The 19,474-nt window shown below is 63.0% G+C and carries 18 protein-coding genes and 1 other RNA gene; 5 read left to right on the top strand and 14 right to left on the bottom strand.

What is annotated here, in order from left to right:
- Positions 1-27 precede the first annotated feature (27 nt).
- Positions 28-183, bottom strand: a non-coding RNA gene (ssrS, locus tag D3242_RS09375) — 6S RNA.
- A 136-nt stretch (positions 184-319) separates the two neighbouring features.
- On the opposite strand from ssrS, the gene D3242_RS09370 reads away from it, so the two are divergent.
- The 5 genes from D3242_RS09370 (at position 320) to msrB (ending at position 4,204) form a co-directional block, all read left to right on the top strand.
- On the top strand, positions 320-1,159 hold the full coding sequence (locus D3242_RS09370) for an AAA family ATPase (protein ID WP_027047501.1): 840 nt from the start codon (positions 320-322) through the stop codon (positions 1,157-1,159).
- A 78-nt stretch (positions 1,160-1,237) separates the two neighbouring features.
- Positions 1,238-1,684, top strand: a complete 447-nt coding sequence (locus D3242_RS09365) for a GNAT family N-acetyltransferase (protein ID WP_019861783.1) — start codon at positions 1,238-1,240, stop codon at positions 1,682-1,684.
- Positions 1,685-1,691: 7 nt separating this feature from the next.
- Positions 1,692-2,882 carry a vWA domain-containing protein gene (locus D3242_RS09360; RefSeq protein WP_064981252.1) on the top strand — a complete coding sequence of 397 codons (1,191 nt, stop codon included), beginning with the start codon at positions 1,692-1,694 and terminating at the stop codon, positions 2,880-2,882.
- A gap of 18 nt (positions 2,883-2,900) precedes the next feature.
- Complete coding sequence (locus tag D3242_RS09355; protein ID WP_064981254.1) at positions 2,901-3,698, top strand: MBL fold metallo-hydrolase; 798 nt, start codon at positions 2,901-2,903, stop codon at positions 3,696-3,698.
- A 101-nt stretch (positions 3,699-3,799) separates the two neighbouring features.
- Entirely contained in the window at positions 3,800-4,204 is a 405-nt protein-coding gene (msrB, locus tag D3242_RS09350) for a peptide-methionine (R)-S-oxide reductase MsrB (RefSeq protein WP_010912078.1), read from the top strand.
- Between the two features lie 69 nt (positions 4,205-4,273).
- On the opposite strand, the gene D3242_RS09345 is transcribed toward msrB, so the two are convergent.
- The 13 genes from D3242_RS09345 to D3242_RS09285 all read right to left on the bottom strand — a co-directional run bounded on the left by D3242_RS09345 (position 4,274) and on the right by D3242_RS09285 (position 19,454).
- Complete coding sequence (locus D3242_RS09345; protein ID WP_064981256.1) at positions 4,274-4,609, bottom strand: hypothetical protein; 336 nt, start codon at positions 4,607-4,609, stop codon at positions 4,274-4,276.
- The gene (locus tag D3242_RS09340; protein ID WP_019861789.1) at positions 4,590-5,030 is read right to left on the bottom strand and encodes a hypothetical protein; all 441 of its coding nucleotides are present in this window, start codon (positions 5,028-5,030) and stop codon (positions 4,590-4,592) included. Before D3242_RS09340 ends, D3242_RS09345 begins: the two co-directional genes overlap by 20 nt.
- 49 nt (positions 5,031-5,079) lie before the next feature.
- The gene (locus D3242_RS09335) at positions 5,080-5,340 is read right to left on the bottom strand and encodes a DUF2312 domain-containing protein (RefSeq protein WP_010912082.1); all 261 of its coding nucleotides are present in this window, start codon (positions 5,338-5,340) and stop codon (positions 5,080-5,082) included.
- A gap of 325 nt (positions 5,341-5,665) precedes the next feature.
- Complete coding sequence (gene pyc, locus D3242_RS09330) at positions 5,666-9,124, bottom strand: pyruvate carboxylase (protein ID WP_064981258.1); 3,459 nt, start codon at positions 9,122-9,124, stop codon at positions 5,666-5,668.
- Positions 9,125-9,417: 293 nt separating this feature from the next.
- Complete coding sequence (locus tag D3242_RS09325) at positions 9,418-10,533, bottom strand: branched-chain amino acid ABC transporter substrate-binding protein (protein WP_120145497.1); 1,116 nt, start codon at positions 10,531-10,533, stop codon at positions 9,418-9,420.
- 137 nt (positions 10,534-10,670) lie between these two features.
- Positions 10,671-11,018, bottom strand: coding sequence for a DUF6867 family protein (locus D3242_RS09320; RefSeq protein WP_010912085.1), 348 nt, complete (start codon positions 11,016-11,018; stop codon positions 10,671-10,673).
- 110 nt (positions 11,019-11,128) lie between these two features.
- A complete protein-coding gene (locus tag D3242_RS09315) occupies positions 11,129-11,857 on the bottom strand; it encodes an ABC transporter ATP-binding protein (protein ID WP_010912086.1) in 729 nt (242 codons plus the stop codon).
- Complete coding sequence (locus tag D3242_RS09310) at positions 11,857-13,332, bottom strand: ATP-binding cassette domain-containing protein (RefSeq protein ID WP_064981260.1); 1,476 nt, start codon at positions 13,330-13,332, stop codon at positions 11,857-11,859. The genes D3242_RS09315 and D3242_RS09310 overlap by 1 nt, the downstream gene beginning before the upstream one ends.
- Positions 13,332-14,927, bottom strand: coding sequence for a high-affinity branched-chain amino acid ABC transporter permease LivM (gene livM, locus D3242_RS09305; protein ID WP_019861792.1), 1,596 nt, complete (start codon positions 14,925-14,927; stop codon positions 13,332-13,334). Before livM ends, D3242_RS09310 begins: the two co-directional genes overlap by 1 nt.
- 4 nt (positions 14,928-14,931) lie before the next feature.
- Positions 14,932-15,834 carry a branched-chain amino acid ABC transporter permease gene (locus D3242_RS09300; protein ID WP_019861793.1) on the bottom strand — a complete coding sequence of 301 codons (903 nt, stop codon included), beginning with the start codon at positions 15,832-15,834 and terminating at the stop codon, positions 14,932-14,934.
- Positions 15,835-16,171: 337 nt separating this feature from the next.
- Complete coding sequence (locus D3242_RS09295; protein WP_064981262.1) at positions 16,172-17,173, bottom strand: 4-hydroxyproline epimerase; 1,002 nt, start codon at positions 17,171-17,173, stop codon at positions 16,172-16,174.
- Between the two features lie 17 nt (positions 17,174-17,190).
- Positions 17,191-18,504 (bottom strand): NAD(P)/FAD-dependent oxidoreductase, encoded by a 1,314-nt coding sequence (locus D3242_RS09290; protein WP_064981264.1) that lies wholly within the window; start codon positions 18,502-18,504, stop codon positions 17,191-17,193.
- A gap of 14 nt (positions 18,505-18,518) precedes the next feature.
- Complete coding sequence (locus D3242_RS09285) at positions 18,519-19,454, bottom strand: dihydrodipicolinate synthase family protein (protein WP_064981266.1); 936 nt, start codon at positions 19,452-19,454, stop codon at positions 18,519-18,521.
- Positions 19,455-19,474: the final 20 nt, after the last annotated feature.

Here is a 19,474-nt window from a genome sequence, read left to right as displayed (position 1 = left end):
GAAATGCGTGGATACAGGGGCAAGAAGTGACGATCCACACAACCGGTGGAGAGAGCGATCCCGGGAACCTACAAAGTAGGTGGGCGCCGTGTGAGAAAACCCACGGGTCTTCCCAGGGACAGCTCCCTAAGGATCGTTAAGGCCCCGGGGAAAATGTTCTCCTGCCGGGAAGCACAGACCGTCCCTCCCAATATAGGCCGCTCATCGGTCGAGCGCCAGTGAGACCGGCAGTCTCGGCGGCTTTATTCGCCATCCGCGCTGCACCCTTGCACAGGCCGGGCGGCGTCCTTACGGTCACAGGGTGAACCAAGGAGCAAAAATGCGTTTCGAAGGCACGGCGGCCTATGTCGCCGACAAGGATCTGATGGTGGCCGTCAACGCGGCGATCGCGCTGGAGCGGCCCCTGCTGGTCAAGGGCGAGCCCGGCACCGGCAAGACCGAGCTTGCCCGCCAGGTGGCGGCGGCACTTGGCCTCGATCTCATCGAATGGCACGTCAAATCGACGACGCGGGCGCAGCAAGGCCTTTACGAGTATGACGCCGTGTCACGGCTGCGCGACAGCCAGCTCGGCGATGCCAGGTTCAACGACATCAAGAACTACATCAAGCGCGGCAAGCTCTGGGAGGCGTTCGCGGCGGGCAAGAAGGTTGTGCTCCTCATCGACGAGATCGACAAGGCCGACATCGAGTTCCCCAACGACCTTCTGCAGGAACTCGACCGGATGGAGTTCTTCGTCTACGAGACCGGCGAGACCATCCGCGCTGCTATCAGGCCGATCGTCATCATCACCTCCAACAATGAGAAGGAACTGCCGGACGCCTTCCTGCGCCGCTGCTTCTTCCACTACATCCGCTTTCCCGACGTCGACACGCTGCACAGGATCGTCGACGTCCATTATCCCGGTATCAAGCAGAATCTGGTGCGCGCGGCACTTACCCAGTTCTACGAGATCCGCGAGGTCCCCGGCCTGAAGAAGAAGCCGTCGACCTCCGAGGCGCTCGACTGGATCCGCCTGCTGGTCGCAGACGACATCGCACCCGAGGATTTACGCGCCGACCCGAAGAACGCATTGCCCAAACTGCATGGCGCACTGCTGAAGAACGAACAGGACGTGCATCTGTTCGAGCGCCTGGCCTTCATGGCCAGAAGACAGCAATAGCGCTTTCCCCGACCGTGGACCGTTGCGGCGGGCCGGACAGGACGGCAGCTTCGGCCACAACCTTTCGCAGGAGATGAAATGTCCGAGATTATTGTCCGCCCGCTCGCACAGTCCGACCACGCCGACTGGAAGCGCCTGTGGACCGACTACCTTACCTTCTATGAAACCAGGCTGCCGGAAGAGGTCTATGCCGTCACCTGGAAGCGGCTGTTCACGGAAGGCGAATTCGAGCCGAAGGGTTTTATCGCCACGCTCGACGGCAAGGCGGTCGGCCTCACCCACTATCTCTACCATCGCTCAGGCTGGTCCGAGAAAAACAACTGCTACCTGCAGGACTTGTTCGCCGACCCGGACGTGCGCGGCAAGGGCATCGGTGCGGCGCTGATCAATGCCGTAAAGCAGGAAGCGGCAAAGATCGGCGTCAAGAATGTCTACTGGATGACGCACGAAACCAATGCCACGGCGCGCAAGCTCTACGACCACGTGGCGCGCCGCACCGGCTTCATCGAGTATGATCTGCTGTAGATAGACAATGTTCATCCCCTTCTTCCTCGAACTGAAGGCCGCACGTGTTCCCGTCTCGCTCAGGGAATATCTGTCACTGCTGGAAGGACTGGAAGCCGGGCTGGTCGACTATGACGTCGAGGGTTTTTATTACCTGGCCCGCGCCGCTCTGGTGAAGGACGAGCGCCACATCGACCGCTTCGACCAGGTATTCGCGCATGTCTTCAAGGGCATTGAAGCGCTGGGCGGACCGGATGCGGTGGACGTTGCCAACATCCCGGAGGAATGGCTGCGCCGGCTTGCCGAAAAGCATTTGACCGAGGAGGAGAAAAAGCTGGTCGAGGCGCTCGGTGGCTTCGAAAAGCTGATGGAGACCTTGAAGCAAAGGCTGGAGGAGCAGAAAGGCCGCCATCAGGGCGGCTCGAAATGGATAGGCACCGGCGGCACCTCGCCCTTCGGCGCCTATGGCTACAATCCCGAAGGCGTGCGCATCGGCCAGCACGAAAGCCGCAACCGCCGCGCGGTGAAGGTCTGGGACAAGCGCGAGTTCCGCAATTTCGACGATGCCGTCGAGCTCGGCACCCGCAACATCAAGATCGCGCTGAAGCGGCTGCGCCGCTGGGTGCGCGTGGGCGCCGAGGAGGAATTCGACCTGCCCGGCACCATCCACGCCACCGCCGAGCATGGCTATCTCGACGTGCAGACGCGGCCCGAGCGCCGCAACGCGGTCAAGCTTTTGATGTTCTTCGATGTCGGCGGCTCGATGGACGACCACATTAAAACTGTCGAAGAGCTGTTTTCGGCGGCGCGTGCCGAATTCCGCCAGCTCGAATATTTTTACTTCCACAACTGCCTCTACGAGGGCGTGTGGAAGGACAATCGCCGCCGCCATGCCGAGGTGATTCCGACCTTCGATCTCCTCCACAAATACGGCCCGGACTACAAGGTGATCGTCGTCGGCGACGCCGCGATGAGCCCTTACGAGATCGCCCACCCCGGCGGCTCGGTCGAGCATTGGAACCCGGAGGCAGGCGCCGTCTGGCTCGGCCGCCTGCTGCAGCAATGGCCGAATGCGGTATGGCTCAATCCCGAGAGCGAAAAGAACTGGGGTTACACCCATTCGATCGCCATGATCCGCGACATCTTCGGCGGCCGCATGTTCCCGCTGACGCTGGCCGGGCTCGAAAGCGCAACGAAGCAGCTTTCCAGAAAACACTGAGCAATTTCCGGAGCCACCATGACCTGCTTCCTCTGCCTGCAATGCGGCGTCCAATTCGCGGCGACGGAGACGCCGCTGCAACACTGCCCGATCTGCGAGGACGAGCGGCAGTTCGTGCGCTGGGAAGGCCAGGCCTGGATCGCGCCGCAGGAGCTCTCTGCCGGGCATCGACTGGTGATGCGGGATGATGCCGGCGTGCTCGGCTTCGGCATCGAGCCGCGCTTTGCTATCGGCCAGCGGGCGCAGCTGGTGCAGACGCCGCATGGCAATGTGCTGTGGGACTGCGTCTCGATGGTCAGCGACGAGGCGGTGGCCGAGATCAACCGCCGCGGCGGCCTGGCGGCCATCGCCATTTCGCACTGCCACTTCTACTCGGCGATGGCATGTTGGAGCGAAGCGTTTGGCGGCGTGCCGATCTATCTCCACGCCGACGACCGCCAATGGATCATGCGGCCGCATCCCTCGATCGTCAGTTGGCAAGGCGAGACGCTCGTCCTCAATCCGTCGCTCACGCTCGTCCGCTGCGGCGGCCATTTTGCCGGCAGCCAGGTGCTGCACTGGCAGCGCGAGGGCGGCAACGCCCTACTGACCGGCGACACGGTGCAGGTGACGCCGACGCGCCGCCATGTCAGCTTCATGTACAGCTATCCCAACCAGATACCGCTCAACGCGGCGGCCGTGCGCCGCATAGCGGCGGCATTGGAACCATTCGCCTTCGACGATATCCGCGGGGCATGGTGGGACCTGAACATCATCGGCGGTGGCAAGACGGCCCTGGCCACCTCTGTCGCGCGCTATCTGGCGGCGATAGGATGATGATCGCGAGCGTAAATGCGGGCAAACCTTGTAACAAATGCCTATTTGTTGCGAATATGAGGTTGCAACAAAGAACGAGCCGCCAAGGCTGAGGAGATCAAATGGACACCCACACTTACCCCGTCACCCGCACCGATGCCGAATGGCGCGCCCGGCTGACGCCGGAGCAATATGCGGTCATGCGCAATCACGGCACCGAGCGGCCGGGCAGCTGCGCTTTGCTCTACGAGAAGCGCGCCGGCACATTTTCCTGCGTCGGCTGCGACCAGCCGCTGTTCGAATCCAAGCTGAAGTTCGAGAGCGGCACCGGCTGGCCGAGCTTCAACGACCCGGTGCCCGGCTCGATCGAGACCACCGTCGACCGCAGCTATGGCATGGTCCGCACCGAGTGCCATTGCTCGCGCTGCGGCAGCCATCTCGGCCACGTCTTCGAGGACGGCCCGCCGCCGACCGGTCTGCGCTATTGCATCAACGGCGTGGCGCTTAATTTCGAGCCGGCGGCCTGAAGGGGCATCGCGCAGGCTTTCAGCAAAGGGCGGCTTCGGCCGTCCTTTTTCATGCTGCGTTCCGTCCGCTCAGACCACGACCGTGGCGATGAGCCACAGCGCCGAGCCCAGCAGCATCAGCGCGGCCTTGGCGCCCGATTTCTCGGCCGTCCGCCAGACCGCTATGGTGAGGAAGATGTTGTAGGGCACCGGTGCGAAATGCACCGCCAGCACGAGCCCGACCGGCATCTTCAGCGCAAGCAGGATCAGAGCGACCACGGACGAGGCAATGCTGATCCCCGTCCCGACCAGCAGCATGTCGCGCCAGAACAGCCGGTCGATCGGCACCTCGCCTTGCCAGCGCGAGCGGAAGAAGGATCCGGCGCCTTCCGGGGACACCGGCGCCCTACCCCTGTCCGAGCACATCGACAACGGCGCGCTCGACGCGCGAGCATTCCGTCACCAGCCAGTCGGTCATGGCGGGCCAGTTGTCCTCGGCAAAGCAGTTGACCCGCCACATCGAATTGATGCCGAGGCCCTCGCAACTTTGTTCCGGCCTGAGGTTAAGCCTCTCTTCGATCGCCGGCTGGAACGGCTTCAACCGCGACCAGCTTTGCGTGGCGCCGAACTTTTCGTTGCGGCCGAAAAAGACGCCGACATGGTTCTGCGCCGGCGCGACATACATGGAAATGACCAGGGCGAAATCAGGCAGCCCGCGCTGCCAGAACCAAGGCCCGCGCCGCGCCAGCCGGGCTCTTTCCTCCGGATGCCGTTCGGCGAACAGCGACCAGAAGCCACGATGGCGGAACTCCGAGGCGCGGCGTCCGCCGAAGTCGAATTCGCTCATGGTTCAAACCGTATTCACGGCAACCGCATCGGGCACCGGGCGGTTAGTCTTACACCATGCCGAGCGCTGCCATGTACAGATCGAGGATGGCATCCTCTTCCTGGCGCTCGGCCTGATCCTTCTTGCGCAGCCGGATGATGGTGCGTATCGCCTTGGTGTCGAACCCCGTGCCCTTGGCCTCGGCGAACACTTCCTTGATGTCGTCTGCGATCGTCTTCTTTTCTTCCTCGAGCCGCTCGATGCGTTCGATGAGGGCACGCAACTGGCCGGCGGCAACAGTCTGGCTGGTCTCGGTGATATCGTCGGCCATGTTTTTCTCCAAAATTGGTTCTGGGCCGCGACTCGGCGAAAGACGGCGGCAAATTTGAGCCGGTTCGATGCCCGACCGGCGGCGGCGGGTCAAGCTGTTATCGAACAAGGCATGAGGGCTGCCGACAGAAGCCGACAGCCATCTCGCTCACATGGACCTGGGCATGTCGAGATTCAGGCCAGGCCGAGCCGAGAATGGTGGCTTCCGCGAACCGGAGCAAAGCGTACTTAAAGTACGTGAGCGCAGTTCTACTGCGACGCAGTAGAACGGGGAAGCCCAGGAAGCCACTATTCGCAGGCCGGCATCACCTGAATATCGATATGCCCTAAGCGAACGCGATCAGCAGATCCTTCGCATCGATCTGGTCGCCGGCCTTGACCAGCACCTCGGCGACGGTGCCGTCGCGCTCGGCATGCAGCGCCGTTTCCATCTTCATCGCCTCGATGGAGAGCAGCACGTCACCGGCCTTCACCGCCTGGCCGGTGGCGACCGAAAGGGCGGAGACCACGCCCGGCATCGGCGCGCCGACATGCGCCTCGTTGCCAGGCTCGGCCTTGCGGCGCGCCTTGGCGGCGGAGGCGCCATGCGCCCGGTCCGGCACCTTCACGCGCCGCGGCTGGCCGTTGAGCTCGAAGAACACGGTGACCATGCCCTTGTCGTCGACATCGCCGATGGCGAGGCAACGCACGACAAGCGTCTTGCCCTTCTCGATGTCGATGAAGATCTCGTCTTCCGACTTCATGCCGTAGAAATAGGTCGGCGTCGGCAGGACGCTGACCGGCCCGTAGGTCTCCTGCGCGCCGGCAAAGTCGGTGAACACCTTCGGATACATCAGCCAGGAGGCGAACTCGTATTCCGAGAGCTTGCGCTCGAGCTTCTCCTCGATCTCCTTGCGGCTGGCCTCGAGATCGGCGGGCTTGAGCAGCGAGCCAGGCCGCGCCGTGATCGGCTTGTCGCCCTTCAGCGCCTTCTTCTGCAGCGCTGCAGGCCAGCCGCCGGGCGACTGGCCGAGATCGCCGCGCAGCATCGAGACGACCGAGTCCGGGAAGGCGATATCCCTGGCCGGGTTCTCGACATCGGCGACGGTGAGGTCCTGGCTGACCATCATCAGCGCCATGTCGCCGACCACCTTGGACGACGGCGTCACCTTGACGATGTCGCCGAACATCAGATTGACGTCGTGATAGGTCTGCGCCACCTCGTGCCAGCGCGTTTCCAGCCCGAGCGAGCGAGCCTGTTCCTTGAGGTTGGTGAACTGTCCGCCCGGCATTTCATGCAGATAGACTTCCGAGGCCGGCCCCTTGAGATCGCTTTCGAAGGCGGCATACTGGTTGCGCACCGCTTCCCAGTAGAACGAGATCTTGCGGATCCATTGCGGGTCGAGGCCAGGGTCGCGCTCGGTGCCCTTCAGCGCCTCGACGATCGAACCCAGGCAAGGCTGCGACGTGTTGCCGGAGAAGGCATCCATCGCCGCGTCGATGGCGTCGACGCCGCTCTCCACCGCCGCCAGCACGGTCGCCGCCGACAGGCCCGACGTGTCGTGGGTATGGAAATGGATCGGCAGGTCGGTCGCCTCGCGCAGCGCCTTGAACAGCACGCGGGCCGCCGCCGGCTTCAACAGGCCCGCCATGTCCTTGACGGCGATGATGTGGGCGCCGGCGGCCTGCAGTTCGCCGGCCAGGCCGACATAGTATTTCAGGTCGTACTTGGCCCGCGCCGGATCGAGAATGTCGCCGGTATAGCACATCGCCGCTTCGATCAGCTTGCCCTCGGCGCCGACCGCGTCCATGGCGACGCGCATGTTCTCGACCCAGTTCAGGCAGTCGAAGACGCGGAACAGGTCGATACCGCCGCTCGCCGCCTGCTTGACGAAATGCTGCACGACGTTGTCGGGATAATTGGTGTAGCCGACGCCGTTGGCGCCGCGCAGCAGCATTTGCAGCAGCAGGTTGGGGGCCGCCTCGCGCACCAGCGACAGCCGCTCCCAAGGATCCTCGGTGAGAAAGCGCATGGCGACGTCGAAGGTCGCGCCGCCCCAGCATTCGAGCGACAGAAGCTGCGGCAGGGCGCGCGCATAGGTGCCGGCAATATTGGCAATGTCATGCGTGCGCATGCGTGTCGCCAGCAGCGACTGGTGGCCGTCGCGCATGGTGGTATCGGTGACCAGAACTTCCTTCTGCTCGCGCATCCAGCCGGCGAATTTCTCCGGACCGAGCACGTCCAGCTTCTGCTTGCTGCCGCCCGGCACATTGCCGTTGAGATAGGGCACGACCGGTGCTGCCGCATCGGCCTTCGGCATCGGCCGGCCGCGCGTCTCGGGATGGCCGTTGACGCTGACATCGGCCAGGTAGTTGAGCAGCTTGGTCGCGCGGTCCTGGCGCTTGACCTGCTGGAACAGCTCCGGCGTCGTGTCGATGAACTTGGTCGTATAGGAGTTGTCGGCGAAGCTCGGGTGGTTGATGATCGCTTCGAGGAAGGTGAGGTTGGTGGCGACGCCGCGGATGCGGAATTCGCGCAGCGCCCGGTTCATGCGGGCAATCGTCTCGGCCGGCGTCGGCGCCCAGGCCGTCACCTTCTCCAGCAGCGGATCGTAGAAGCGGGTGATGACGGCGCCGGAATAGGCGGTTCCGCCATCCAGCCGGATGCCGAAGCCGGTGGCGCCGCGATAGGCGGTGATGCGGCCGTAATCCGGGATGAAATTGTGCTCGGGATCTTCGGTGGTGATGCGGCACTGCAAGGCATGGCCGTTCAGCCTGATGTCCTTCTGCGCCGGCACGCCCGATTGCGGTGTGCCGATGGCGAAACCGTCGAGGATGTGGATCTGCGCCTTGACGATGTCGATGCCGGTCACCTGCTCGGTGACGGTATGCTCGACCTGGATGCGCGGGTTGACCTCGATGAAATAGAATTTCCCGGTATCGGCATCCTGCAGGAACTCGACCGTGCCGGCGCCGATATAGCTGGTCTCGCGCGCGATCTTCAGCGCGTAGCCGCAAAGCTCCTCGCGCTGCGCCATTTCGAGATAGGGCGCGGGTGCCCGCTCGACGACCTTCTGGTTGCGGCGCTGGATCGAGCAGTCGCGCTCGAACAGGTGCACGGCATTGCCATGCGTGTCGCCAAGCACCTGCACCTCGACGTGGCGCGCGCGCTCGATCAGCTTTTCGAGATAGACCTCGTCCTTGCCGAAAGCGGCCTTCGCCTCGCGCTTGCCTTCCGTGACCTCGCGGGCGAGATCGGCCTCGGAACGGATGGCACGCATGCCGCGCCCGCCGCCGCCCCAGGAGGCCTTCAGCATCACCGGATAGCCGATCTCCTTGGCCAGTTTCTTGACCGCCTCCATATCGTCCGGCAACGGATCGGTGGCGGGAATGACAGGCACGCCGACTTCGATGGCGAGATTGCGCGCCGCGACCTTGTTGCCGAGACGGCGCATCGTGTCCGGCTTCGGTCCGATGAAGGTGATGCCCGCTTGCGCGCAGGCTTCGGCGAATTCGGGGCTTTCGGACAGAAGCCCGTAGCCGGGATGGATGGCATCGGCGCCCGAGAGCCTGGCGACGCGGATCACCTCCTCGATCGACAGATAGCTCTCGATCGGCCCCATATCCTTGATGAGATGCGGACCGCGCCCGACCTGGTAGCTCTCGTCGGCCTTGAAGCGGTGCAGCGAATATTTGTCTTCCTCGGCCCAGATCGCCACGGTTTTGAGGCCCAGTTCATTGGCCGCGCGAAAGACGCGGATGGCGATTTCTGACCGGTTGGCGACGAGGATCTTCGTGATGGCCAAGGACTGGGCTCCAGCAGCGGAAGGGACGGGAAATCGGTGCAATGATTAGCGTGAAAATGCTGCAGTGCAAACAAAATCAGCGCCGGTTTAAACCGATTTAAATCAATTATCCGGCCAACACTCGCACGCCTTAGCCCCAACGGACGGAACAATGGCGACAATTTCGATCCTGGATGCGATCTCTCCGCCTGAGGGGAGCCGGCAAGAAAGATCATCGGCCGACCGAACGCGCCAAAAGAAAATGCCCGGCGCGTTGCGCCGGGCATCTTGGATTTCAGACCTGTCAGAGCAGCTTATTTCGGGAACCAGGAATACTTGCCGTCGTCCTTCTTCTTCCACTCGTACATGATGTAGCCCGGCAGCTTCGGATCGCCCTTGGCGTCATAGGCAAGATCGCCCAGAACGGTCGGGAACGGGCCGTTTTCATGCATCGCCTTGGCAACGGCCTGCGGGTCGTTCGTCTTGGCGGCAGCAGCCGCCTCGGCGACCACCTGCACGGCGGCGTAGGCGTAGAGCGTGTAGGCTTCCGGCTCGAAGCCCTGCGCACGGAACTTCTCGACGAGTTCCTTGTTGGCCGGGATCAGGCGCGGATCGGGTCCGAACGTGTTGAGCGTGCCGGCGACGGCGTCGCCCGCGATCGCCGCGAGTTCGTCCGTCACGATGCCGGCACCCGACATCATCGGTGCCTTGAGGCCCTGGTCCGCCGACTGGCGGATGATCAGGCCGGCTTCGGTGTGCAGGCCGCCCCAATAGATCAGGGTGACGCCGGCTTCCTTCATCTTGGCGATGAGCGCCGAGAAGTCCTTGTCGCCGACATTGACGCCTTCATACATCACTTCCTTGACGCCGGCGGCGTTCATCGCCTTCTTGGTTTCATCGGCGAGGCCCTGGCCATAAGGGGTCTTGTCGTGCACGACGGCGACCTTGGCATCCTTGAAGTTCGCGGCGATATAGGCGCCGGCGATGCTGCCCTGCTGATCGTCGCGTCCGCAGGTGCGGAACACGTTCCACAGACCGCGCTCGGTGAACTTCGGGTTGGTCGCGGCCGGGGTGATTTCGACGATGTTGTTTTCGGCGTAGACTTCCGAGGCCGGGATCGAGACGCCCGAGTTGAAGTGGCCGATCACGAACTTGACGCCGTCGCCGACGAACTTGTTGGCAACCGATATGCCTTGCTTCGGGTCGGAGACGTCGTCGCCGACTTCAAGCTTGATCTGCTCGCCGTTGATGCCGCCCTTGGCATTGATCGCAGCGACCGCCGCCTCTGCGCCCTTCTGCAGCTGTGCGCCGAAGGCCGCGTTCGGACCGGTGATCGGACCGGCAACGCCGAACATTACATCAGCCCACGCGTTGCCGCCGAACGCGACAAGCGCGGTCAGGGCGACGGCGGACAAAAGTGACTTTTTCATTTAAACGCTCCCATTAACGGAGTGGGCGTGGATGAAGCTTTCATGCGATGCCCACCCTTATCGCAGAAAGCATAGTTTGCCGATTTTCAGGCACTTGTCACGCCGATTCATCCCTGACCCGGCGTTAATGATGAACCTCAACCTTTCGGTTTCCAGCTCAAGATTGAAGCTCTTTCGTAGAGCCAATTATACTGTGTGACCATCTGGTTGGTTCGTGTGTATTGATAGCCGACGAAGCCCAATATCATCAGCACGATGGTGTCGACGATATAGTACTGCAGCGAGAACATCGTGCCGTCGAACAGCGCATGATGGATGAAGCGGATGCCGATGCCGAGACCCAGCAGATAGGCGAAAAGCTGGATGAAGGAGCGCCATGTCTGGGCGCTGGCCTTGCCGGTCATCCAGGCCGCCCAGCCGCCGAGCAGGCAAGTGACGAAGAAGAACTGCCAGATCGAGGGTTCCTCATAGAGAATGCCCTGCATGATGAAGTCTCCCTAGCACGATCCCGAAAAGTTGCAGACTTTTCGGACAAGGATCATGCGACAAACAAACAAGTTGGAGCGGGATACCGGATGCACATTCCGCTCCAAACTCAGTGATGTCCGCCTTCGAGATAGGCGGCGCGCACTTCCGGATTGGCGAGCAGTTCCTTGCCGGTGCCGCTCATCGTCACATTGCCGTTGACCATGACGTAGCCGCGCGTGGCGAGCTTCAACGCGCCGAACGCGTTCTGCTCGACCAGGAACACGGTCAGTCCTTGCGTGCGGTTCAGCTCGCGGATGGCATCGAAGATCTGCTTGACGATCAGCGGCGCCAGGCCCAGCGACGGCTCGTCGAGCAGAAGCAGCTTCGGCCGCGCCATCAGCGCGCGTCCGATCGACAGCATCTGCTGCTCGCCGCCCGACAGCGTGCCGCCGCGCTGCGCGATGCGCTCCTTGAGCCGCGGGAACAGCGTGAACACCTTCTCGACGTCCTCGTCATAGTGTTTGAGGTTGTCGAGGCTGGCGCCCATCTGCAGGTTTTCCATCACCGTCATGCGCGGAAAGATGCGCCGGCCTTCGGGTGACTGGGCGATGCGCATGCGCGCGATCTCGTGCGTCGGCAACTGGGTGATGTCGGTACCGGCGAAGGTGATGGTCCCTGTGCGGGCGCGCGGAGCGCCGAAAATGGTCATCATCAGCGTCGATTTGCCGGCGCCGTTGGCGCCGATCAGCGCCACGATCTCGCCCTCCTTGACGGTGACATCGACGCCGTTCAGCGCCCGGATGTTGCCGTAGTAGGTCTCCACGCCCTTGATATCGAGCAGCGTTGTCCCGGCCATTATTTGCCCCCTCCACGCTTGCCCGACACAGGCTTGGCCGCACCGGTAGTCTTTGCGGAAGCATGGCTGGTCGCCACCTTGCCGGCATCGACGCGGCGCGAGAATTCCGTGTCCTTGCCCCGACCGAGCAGCTTGGCCTGCTTGACCCATTCCTCGCGCGCAATGCGCCCGTCAAAGGCGAGATAGGCTTCGGCAGCCTCGACATCGGCCTTCTTCCAGGCGCCGATCTGGTCGAAGTGGAAGATGCCGTGCTCGTTGAGCTTCTTCTCGTTGACCGTGCCGATACCCTTGATGCGGGTCAGGTTGTCGGCCTTGCCGCCACGAGGGGCGGCGAGGCGGTTCGAAATGCCTTCGGCCTTTGCAGCGGGCGCCTTGGCGGCCGTCTTCTTCGGTGCTGCTTTCGCCGCCGGCTTGGCCGGCGCGGCCGGTTTTGCGACGGGTTTGCTCACCACGGTTGCCGCGCGGGCATCGACCTGTGCCGCCTTCGAGGCGCCTTTCGACACCGTGACGCGCTCGCCATCGCTGTGTCCGACAGTGTCGGTCACAGGTCCGGCCAGGTATGATGACGACGTACCCGGGCCATGCGCCGCATCCGGCCCAATGTCGAGCTGCTCGATGACGTCCTCGTCGCCGACCTCGGTCAGCACGGTCTCGACCTCCTCGTCGTCGACGCCGAGATAGGCGGCGATGACGCGCGGATCGGTGCGCACCGACTGCGGATTGCCGTCGGAGATCTTGCGGCCGTATTCCAGCACCACGACATGGTCGGAAATCTGCATGACCACCGACATGTCGTGCTCGATCAGCAGGATCGAGGTGCCGGTGTTGTGCTTGATGTCCATCAAGAGCTCGTTGAGCGCCGCCGATTCTTTCGGGTTGAGGCCCGCCGCCGGCTCGTCGAGACACAGAAGTTCCGGACCCGTGCACATGGCACGCGCGATCTCGAGGCGCCGCTGCGCGCCATAGGGCAGATCGCCGGCCGGATCATCGGCGCGATCGACGAGATCGGCCTTCTCCAGCCAATGCCTGGCCAGCTCCATCGACTCGGCTGACGCCTTGCGGTAACCGCTGAAGCCGAACAGGCCAAGCACCGTATAGCCCGATGCCTTCATCAGCTTGTTGTGCTGGGCAACCAGAAGGTTCTCCAACAACGTCATGCCCGAGAACAGCCGGATGTTCTGGAAGGTGCGCGCCACCTTGGCGCGCGCCGGGATCTCATGGTTGGGCAGCCGCTCCAGCAGATAGGTCGAGCCGTCGGCCCGGTTGAGCGTGATCATGCCTTCGGACGGCTTGTAGAAGCCGGTGATGCAGTTGAACACGGTGGTCTTGCCGGCGCCGTTAGGCCCGATCAGCGCCGTGATCTCGCCGCGCCTGGCGGTGAAGGAGAGGTCGCCGATGGCGACCAGGCCGCCGAATTTCATCGACAGATGGTCGACCTGCAGGATGGCGTCGTTCATTTGCGTGGTCGCGTTCATCAGCCGTGGCCCTCCTTGGTGAAGGAGCTTGAGACAGCCCTTCGCTCCTTGAGGAAGGCGGTCGGTTCGCGACTGCCGACGAAGCCGCGCGGCTTCCACAGCATGACGATGACCATGGCCATGCCGAACAGAAGCATGCGGTAGAGTTCGGGGGTGAAGTCCGGCCCGAAGATCTGCTTGAGGAAGTCGAGTTCGCGCAGCGCCTCGGTGCCGCCGATCATCACCATCGCGGCAACCGCAATGCCGACCAGCGAGCCCATGCCGCCGAGAACGACGATGGCAAGGATGATGGCCGATTCCAGGAAAACGAAGGATTCCGGGCTGACGAAGCCTTGCCGCGCGGCGAAGAACGAGCCGGCGAAGCCACCGAACATGGCACCGGTTGCGAAGGCAGTCAGCTTGGTGGTGGTGGTGTTGATGCCGAGCGAGCGGCAGGCGATCTCGTCCTCACGCAAGGCCTCCCAGGCGCGGCCGACCGGCAGACGGCGCAGCCTGATGGTGACGAAGGCGGTAAGCAGGCACAGGCCCAGGATCAGATAGTAGAGGAAGATCTTGTAGTAGGCGCTCGAGGTCGCAATGTGCAGAACCTTGGCAATGTAGTTGGGATCCGACACGTTGAAGGTCATCAGGCCGAAGAAGGAAACCTTGGGAATGCCGGAGATACCGGCCGACCCGTTGGTGACCTCACGCCAGTTGATCAGCACCAGGCGGATGATCTCGCCGAAGGCGAGCGTCACGATCGCCAGATAATCGCCGCGCAGGCGCAGCACGGGGAAGCCGAGCAGCACCCCCCACAGAGCGGCCATGCAGCCCGCGGCTGGCAGCAGGATCCAGAACGACAGGCCGTATTGCGTGGCAAGAAGCGCATAGGCATAGGCGCCCAGTGCATAGAAGGCGACGTAGCCGAGATCGAGCAGGCCGGCGAGGCCAACGACGATGTTCAGCCCCCAGGCCAGCATCACATAGATCAGGATCTGGATGCCGAAATTGTCGACCCATTTCAGCGAGCCCTGCAGCCCTCCAGCAATCGACCAGGCGTTCAGCGACAGCACCGCGACCACGAGGATCGGGTATAGCACCAGCGCTGTGATGCCCAATTTGGTGAAGTTGGCATGGATGAAGGCGCGAAAGTAGTAGATCACGCAAGCCAGCACATAGATGACCGCCAGGGCGCGCAGGAATTGCAGATAGCCGGCAGGTTCCGCTCCCACCCATCCGGCGAGGGAGCCATTGAAGACGAACAGCAGCACCATCGCGACGACAGCCACGATGAACGCCGGCAGCGTGAAGAACCGTGACCCCACGCTGGCCGGCAACAGACCGGTGGCGACGTTGGCGATCTTCTGGTTGGCCATGAAGGGCTGGCCATAGGCGACATAGAGGAAACGGCCGACGGCCGTGGCGATCACCACGGCGGCGAGCAGGCCCCAACGCTGAGTCAGGACCAGTTCATTGGACATGTTCTGACCGGTCTTCAGACCGATGAACAGCACGAACAGGCCAAGCGCGATGGCACCGGCATAAAACGCTTCCTTAAGCGCGCGTTGGGTGGGGGTGGCGACGCTGTCGCTCTCACGAGATACGGTCACGGCCATGATCTCAGACCTTTTCGACTTCTGGCCGGCCCAATATGCCGGAAGGCAGGAAGATCAGCACGATCGCCAGGATCGAGAACGCCGCGACGTCCTTGTAGTCGATCGAGAAATAGGCCGACCACATGCTCTCGATGAAGCCGATCAGCAGCCCGCCGAGCACGGCGCCCGGCAACGAGCCGATGCCGCCAAGCACCGCCGCGGTGAATGCCTTCACACCCGGCACGAAACCGTCGGAGAAGGCCACCACGCCATAATACATCAGGAACAGCGTGCCGGCGACGGCGGCAAGCGAGGCGCCCATGATGAAGGTGATGGAGATGGTGCGGTCGACGTCGATGCCCAGAAGGGCCGCCATCTTGCGGTCCTGTTCGCAGGCGCGTTGCGCCCGGCCAAGCGAGGTCTTGTTGACCAGGTACCAGAACACCACCAGGAGCAGCGCGGTGACGATGACGATGATGATCTGCTTCAGCGACACGCTGACGCCGTTGATGTTGTAGACCTGGCTAACCATCGGCGGGATCGGCTTGTTGCGCGGACCTTGCGTCACCTGGACGAAGTTCGACAGCGCGATCGACATGCCGATGGCGGTGATCAGCGGCGCCAGCCGGAACGAACCGCGCAGCGGCCGGTAGGCCACCTTCTCGATCGTCCAGTTGTAGAGGCTGGTGAGCAGCATCGCCACGATCATCATGACCAGCAGCGCGATGACCACGGGCACCGAATAGAACAGCGCGCCGAGGATGAGGAAGACGATCAGCGCCGTGAAGGCGCCCACCATGAAGATGTCGCCATGGGCGAAGTTGATCATGCCGATGATGCCGTAGACCATCGTGTAGCCGATTGCGATCAGCCCATAGATCGATCCCAGCGTCAGCCCGTTGATAAGCTGCTGGACAAAATACTGCATGTGTACATGGCTCCCCTGGAATGTCGCCCATGCAGACGCATTCCTTTTCGTATTTCCCCTAGTCGTAAAGTTTCGAGCCCGGATTGCAACGTGATTTTTTTTGACCGCCCCGCGTGTTTCCGATTCACGTCGTTCCGACCGCCCGTTTTCTGCACCCGACCCCTGGACTATCGCGGACCCTATCATTGGCATAACGCAATGTCTTTGACGATTCGGCCGTATCATGCACCCCGTTTCGAAGAAATCGCCGTCAAAATTAGGTGATAAGAGGATTCGTTGCGTTCCTGACAGGGTTCGTCTTTTCGTCACACTCCTTTCCGCAAGGTCAGGATTCTCCTCACTTGACCACGAAACCATGCGCGAACGGATCGCGGTCGTCGATGAAGATGGTGTTCAGTCCGGTCATCCGCGCCCAGCCGCCGATCGAGGGGATGATCGCCGGTCTGCCCGCCACGGTGACCTCCTTTTCGACCTTGCCCTTGAACAGCGAACCAATGATCGATTCATGCACGAAGGCATCGCTCGCCCTGAGCTTGCCCTTGGCATGGAGTTGCGCCATGCGCGCCGAGGTGCCGGTGCCGCACGGTGAGCGGTCGATCGCCTTGTCGCCGTAGAACACGGCATTGCGGGCATCAGCCCCTTTCACCGTCGGCTTTCCGGTCCACAGCATGTGCGACAGCCTGTTGATGCCGGGGTTCTCCGGATGCACGAAGGAATATTTCTCGTTGAGCCGTTGCCGCACCACCGGGCTCCAGGCGATGAGGTCGCCGGCGGAATAATCCGCCATGTCGCGGTAGTTCTTCTGCGGCTCGACGATGGCGTAGAAATTGCCGCCATAGGCGACATCGACGGTGATCTCGCCGAGCCCGGGACATTCGACCGTCAGACCTTCGGCATGGAGGAAAGACGGCACATTGGTGATGCGCACTTCCTCGACATATTCGCCGACCTGTTTGTATTCGGCGATGACCAGCCCGGCCGGCGTATCGAGCCTCAGCACACCCGGCGTCTTCGGCTTGATCAGCCCGTGTTCGATGGCCATCGTCACCGTGCCGATGGTGCCATGGCCACACATCGGCAGGCAGCCGGAGGTTTCGATGAACAGGATGGCGATGTCGCAATCCTCGCGCGTCGGCGGATAGAGGATCGAACCTGACATCACATCATGGCCGCGCGGCTCGAACATCAGCCCGGTGCGGATCCAGTCATACTCGGCGAGGAAATGCGCGCGCCGTTCCATCATCGTCGAGCCCTCGAGCAGCGGGCCGCCGCCGGCGACCAGCCGCACCGGATTGCCGCATGTGTGGCCGTCGATGCAGAAGAAGGATTTCTTGGCCATGTCGTTCCTCGAAAAATTCAAAACCGTTGTGGACTGAAGGGGGCAAGATCAACAGACGCAACCTGCCCCAGGATGATTTCCCGGATCAACCGTGCGGTCGCCGCGGCCTGGGTCAGGCCCAGATGGCCGTGGCCGAAAGCATAGACCACCGGCCGGCTTCCCGAGGCCTTGCCGATGACAGGCACCGAATCCGGCAGCGAGGGCCGGAACCCCATCCATTCGCGCCCGCCCGAGGGATTGAGCCCGGGCAGGAACTGCTGCGCCTTCTGCAGGAGCGCCTTCGATCTGTTGAAATTGGCCGGCCGCTCGATGCCGCCGAGCTCGACGGCGCCGCCGACGCGCAGGCCCGTCTCCAGCGGCGTGATGACGAAGCCATGGCCGGAGAAGATCAGCTGCCGCTTCACGTCAAAGGCACTCCTGGGCAGCGTCGTGTTGTAGCCGCGCTCGGTCTCCAGCGGAATGCGGTCGCCAAGCTGCCGCGCCAGAAGATGCGACCAGGCGCCGGCAGCGACGATAAGGTGCCTTGCCTGCCTGGTCGTGCCATCGGCCAACGTCAGTGTCGCGCCATCCTGGTCCGCCGCGACCCGATCGATCCCAGCCCTCTCGAAGCGGGCACCCTTGGCCTCGGCGTAAGCCCACACCGCCTTGCCGAGCAGCTTTGGATCGGCCACCGTCTTCCAGCCCGGCACGAAGGTGCCCTTGATGAAGCGCGGGGAGAGGCCTGGCTGCAAACCCGCCAGGCCTTCGCCCTCGACATGGCGAAAGCCGATGCCGAAGCGCTCGCGCGCGGCCCAGCCGGACAGCGAGGCGCGGAACTCGGCTTCGCTCTCGTAGAGCTCCAGCGAGCCGTCCTCGCGCAGCATCGGCCGCGTGCCGGAGCGATCGAGCAGCCCCATCCATTCGGTTTCGGCGAGCTTCATCATGCCGGCCTGGGCGGCGAGGCTGGCTTCGTATTTCGCCGGCGCGCCGGCGCGCCAGAAGCGGATCAGCCAGGGCAGCAGCCGCGGCAGGTAGGCGGGCGGAATGCTGAGCGGGCCGAGCGGATCGGCCAGCCATTTCGGCAGGTGCTTGATCATGCCCTTGTGCGCCAGCGGCAGCACGTCTGAGAAGGCGAAGGCCGCCGCATTGCCGGAGCTCGTCTCCTCGCAGATGCCGGTGCGGTCGAAGATTGTTACGCTGCACCCCGCCTCGACAAGGAAGGCAGCGGCACAGATGCCGATGATGCCACCGCCGACAATGGCGATATCTTTCCCTTCTCCCCATTCACGGGGAGAAGGCGCCCCAGCGGCGGAGCGCTGCTCCTGTTCCGGGGATTTGGAATTTTCTGGCACGTCGGTGCTGTCCCTTATTCGGCTGCCACCAGTCTGTCCGCCGATAGAGGAGACGTCTGGAGCGACGGCAGCTTCGGCCGCACCGCCAGCGCATCCCGTATGATCTTCTCGACTGCCTTGCGGCGCTCGCCCGACAGCGGCTGGCGCGGCATGCGCACGCGGTCATTGGTATCGATTGCCAGCACTTCGGCAAGCTTGATGTTCTGTACCAGATAGGTCGAGACGTCGAGGTCGAGCAGCGGCCGGAACCAGCGGTAGATGGCGAGCGCCTCCTCGCGGCGGCCCTGCTTCATCAGTTGGAAGATGGCGACGGTCTCGCGCGGGAAGGCGGTGACCAGGCCGGCTACCCAGCCGATGGCGCCGATCGACAGCGCCTCGAAGGCGAGATTGTCGACACCGGTGAACAGATCGTAGCGGTCGCCAAGCCGGTTGATGATCTCGGTCGAGCGCCTGATATCGTCGGAGGATTCCTTGATGGCGACGAAGCGCTTGTCCGACGCCAACTCCTCCATCTGGTCGACGGTGACGTCGACGCGATAGGCGAGCCGGTTGGAGTAGATCATGACCGGCAGGTCGCCGGCCTCGGCGACCGCGCGCAGCGCCGCGACGGTCTCTTCCGCATTGGTGTGGTAGATCGGGCTCGGCACCACCATCAGGCCATCGGCACCTTCGCTCGCGGCGCGCCTGGCAATAGCGGCGGCCTCCCGGGTGCCCGCCTCATTGACGGTCAGCAGCACCGGCTTCTTGCCGGAGACTTTCTGCGCGGTCTTCAGCACCTCGATCTTCTCGTCAGGCGACAGCATCGGCCCTTCGCCGAGCGAGCCGCAGACGATGATGCCGTCGCAACCGGCCTCCATCTGCAGGCCGAAGCAGCGCTCCATTTCGGCATGGTCGAGCCGGTCGTCGGCGGTGAATTTGGTCGTGACGGCGGGGAAAACTCCGGTCCACATAATCGTGTCTCCATCTGATA

The organism is Mesorhizobium jarvisii (genome assembly GCF_003601985.1).
In the GTDB taxonomy this organism is placed as follows: domain Bacteria; phylum Pseudomonadota; class Alphaproteobacteria; order Rhizobiales; family Rhizobiaceae; genus Mesorhizobium; species Mesorhizobium jarvisii.
Note: the sequence above shows the minus strand (reverse complement) of the source record. Positions and strands in the feature narration are given on the sequence as shown.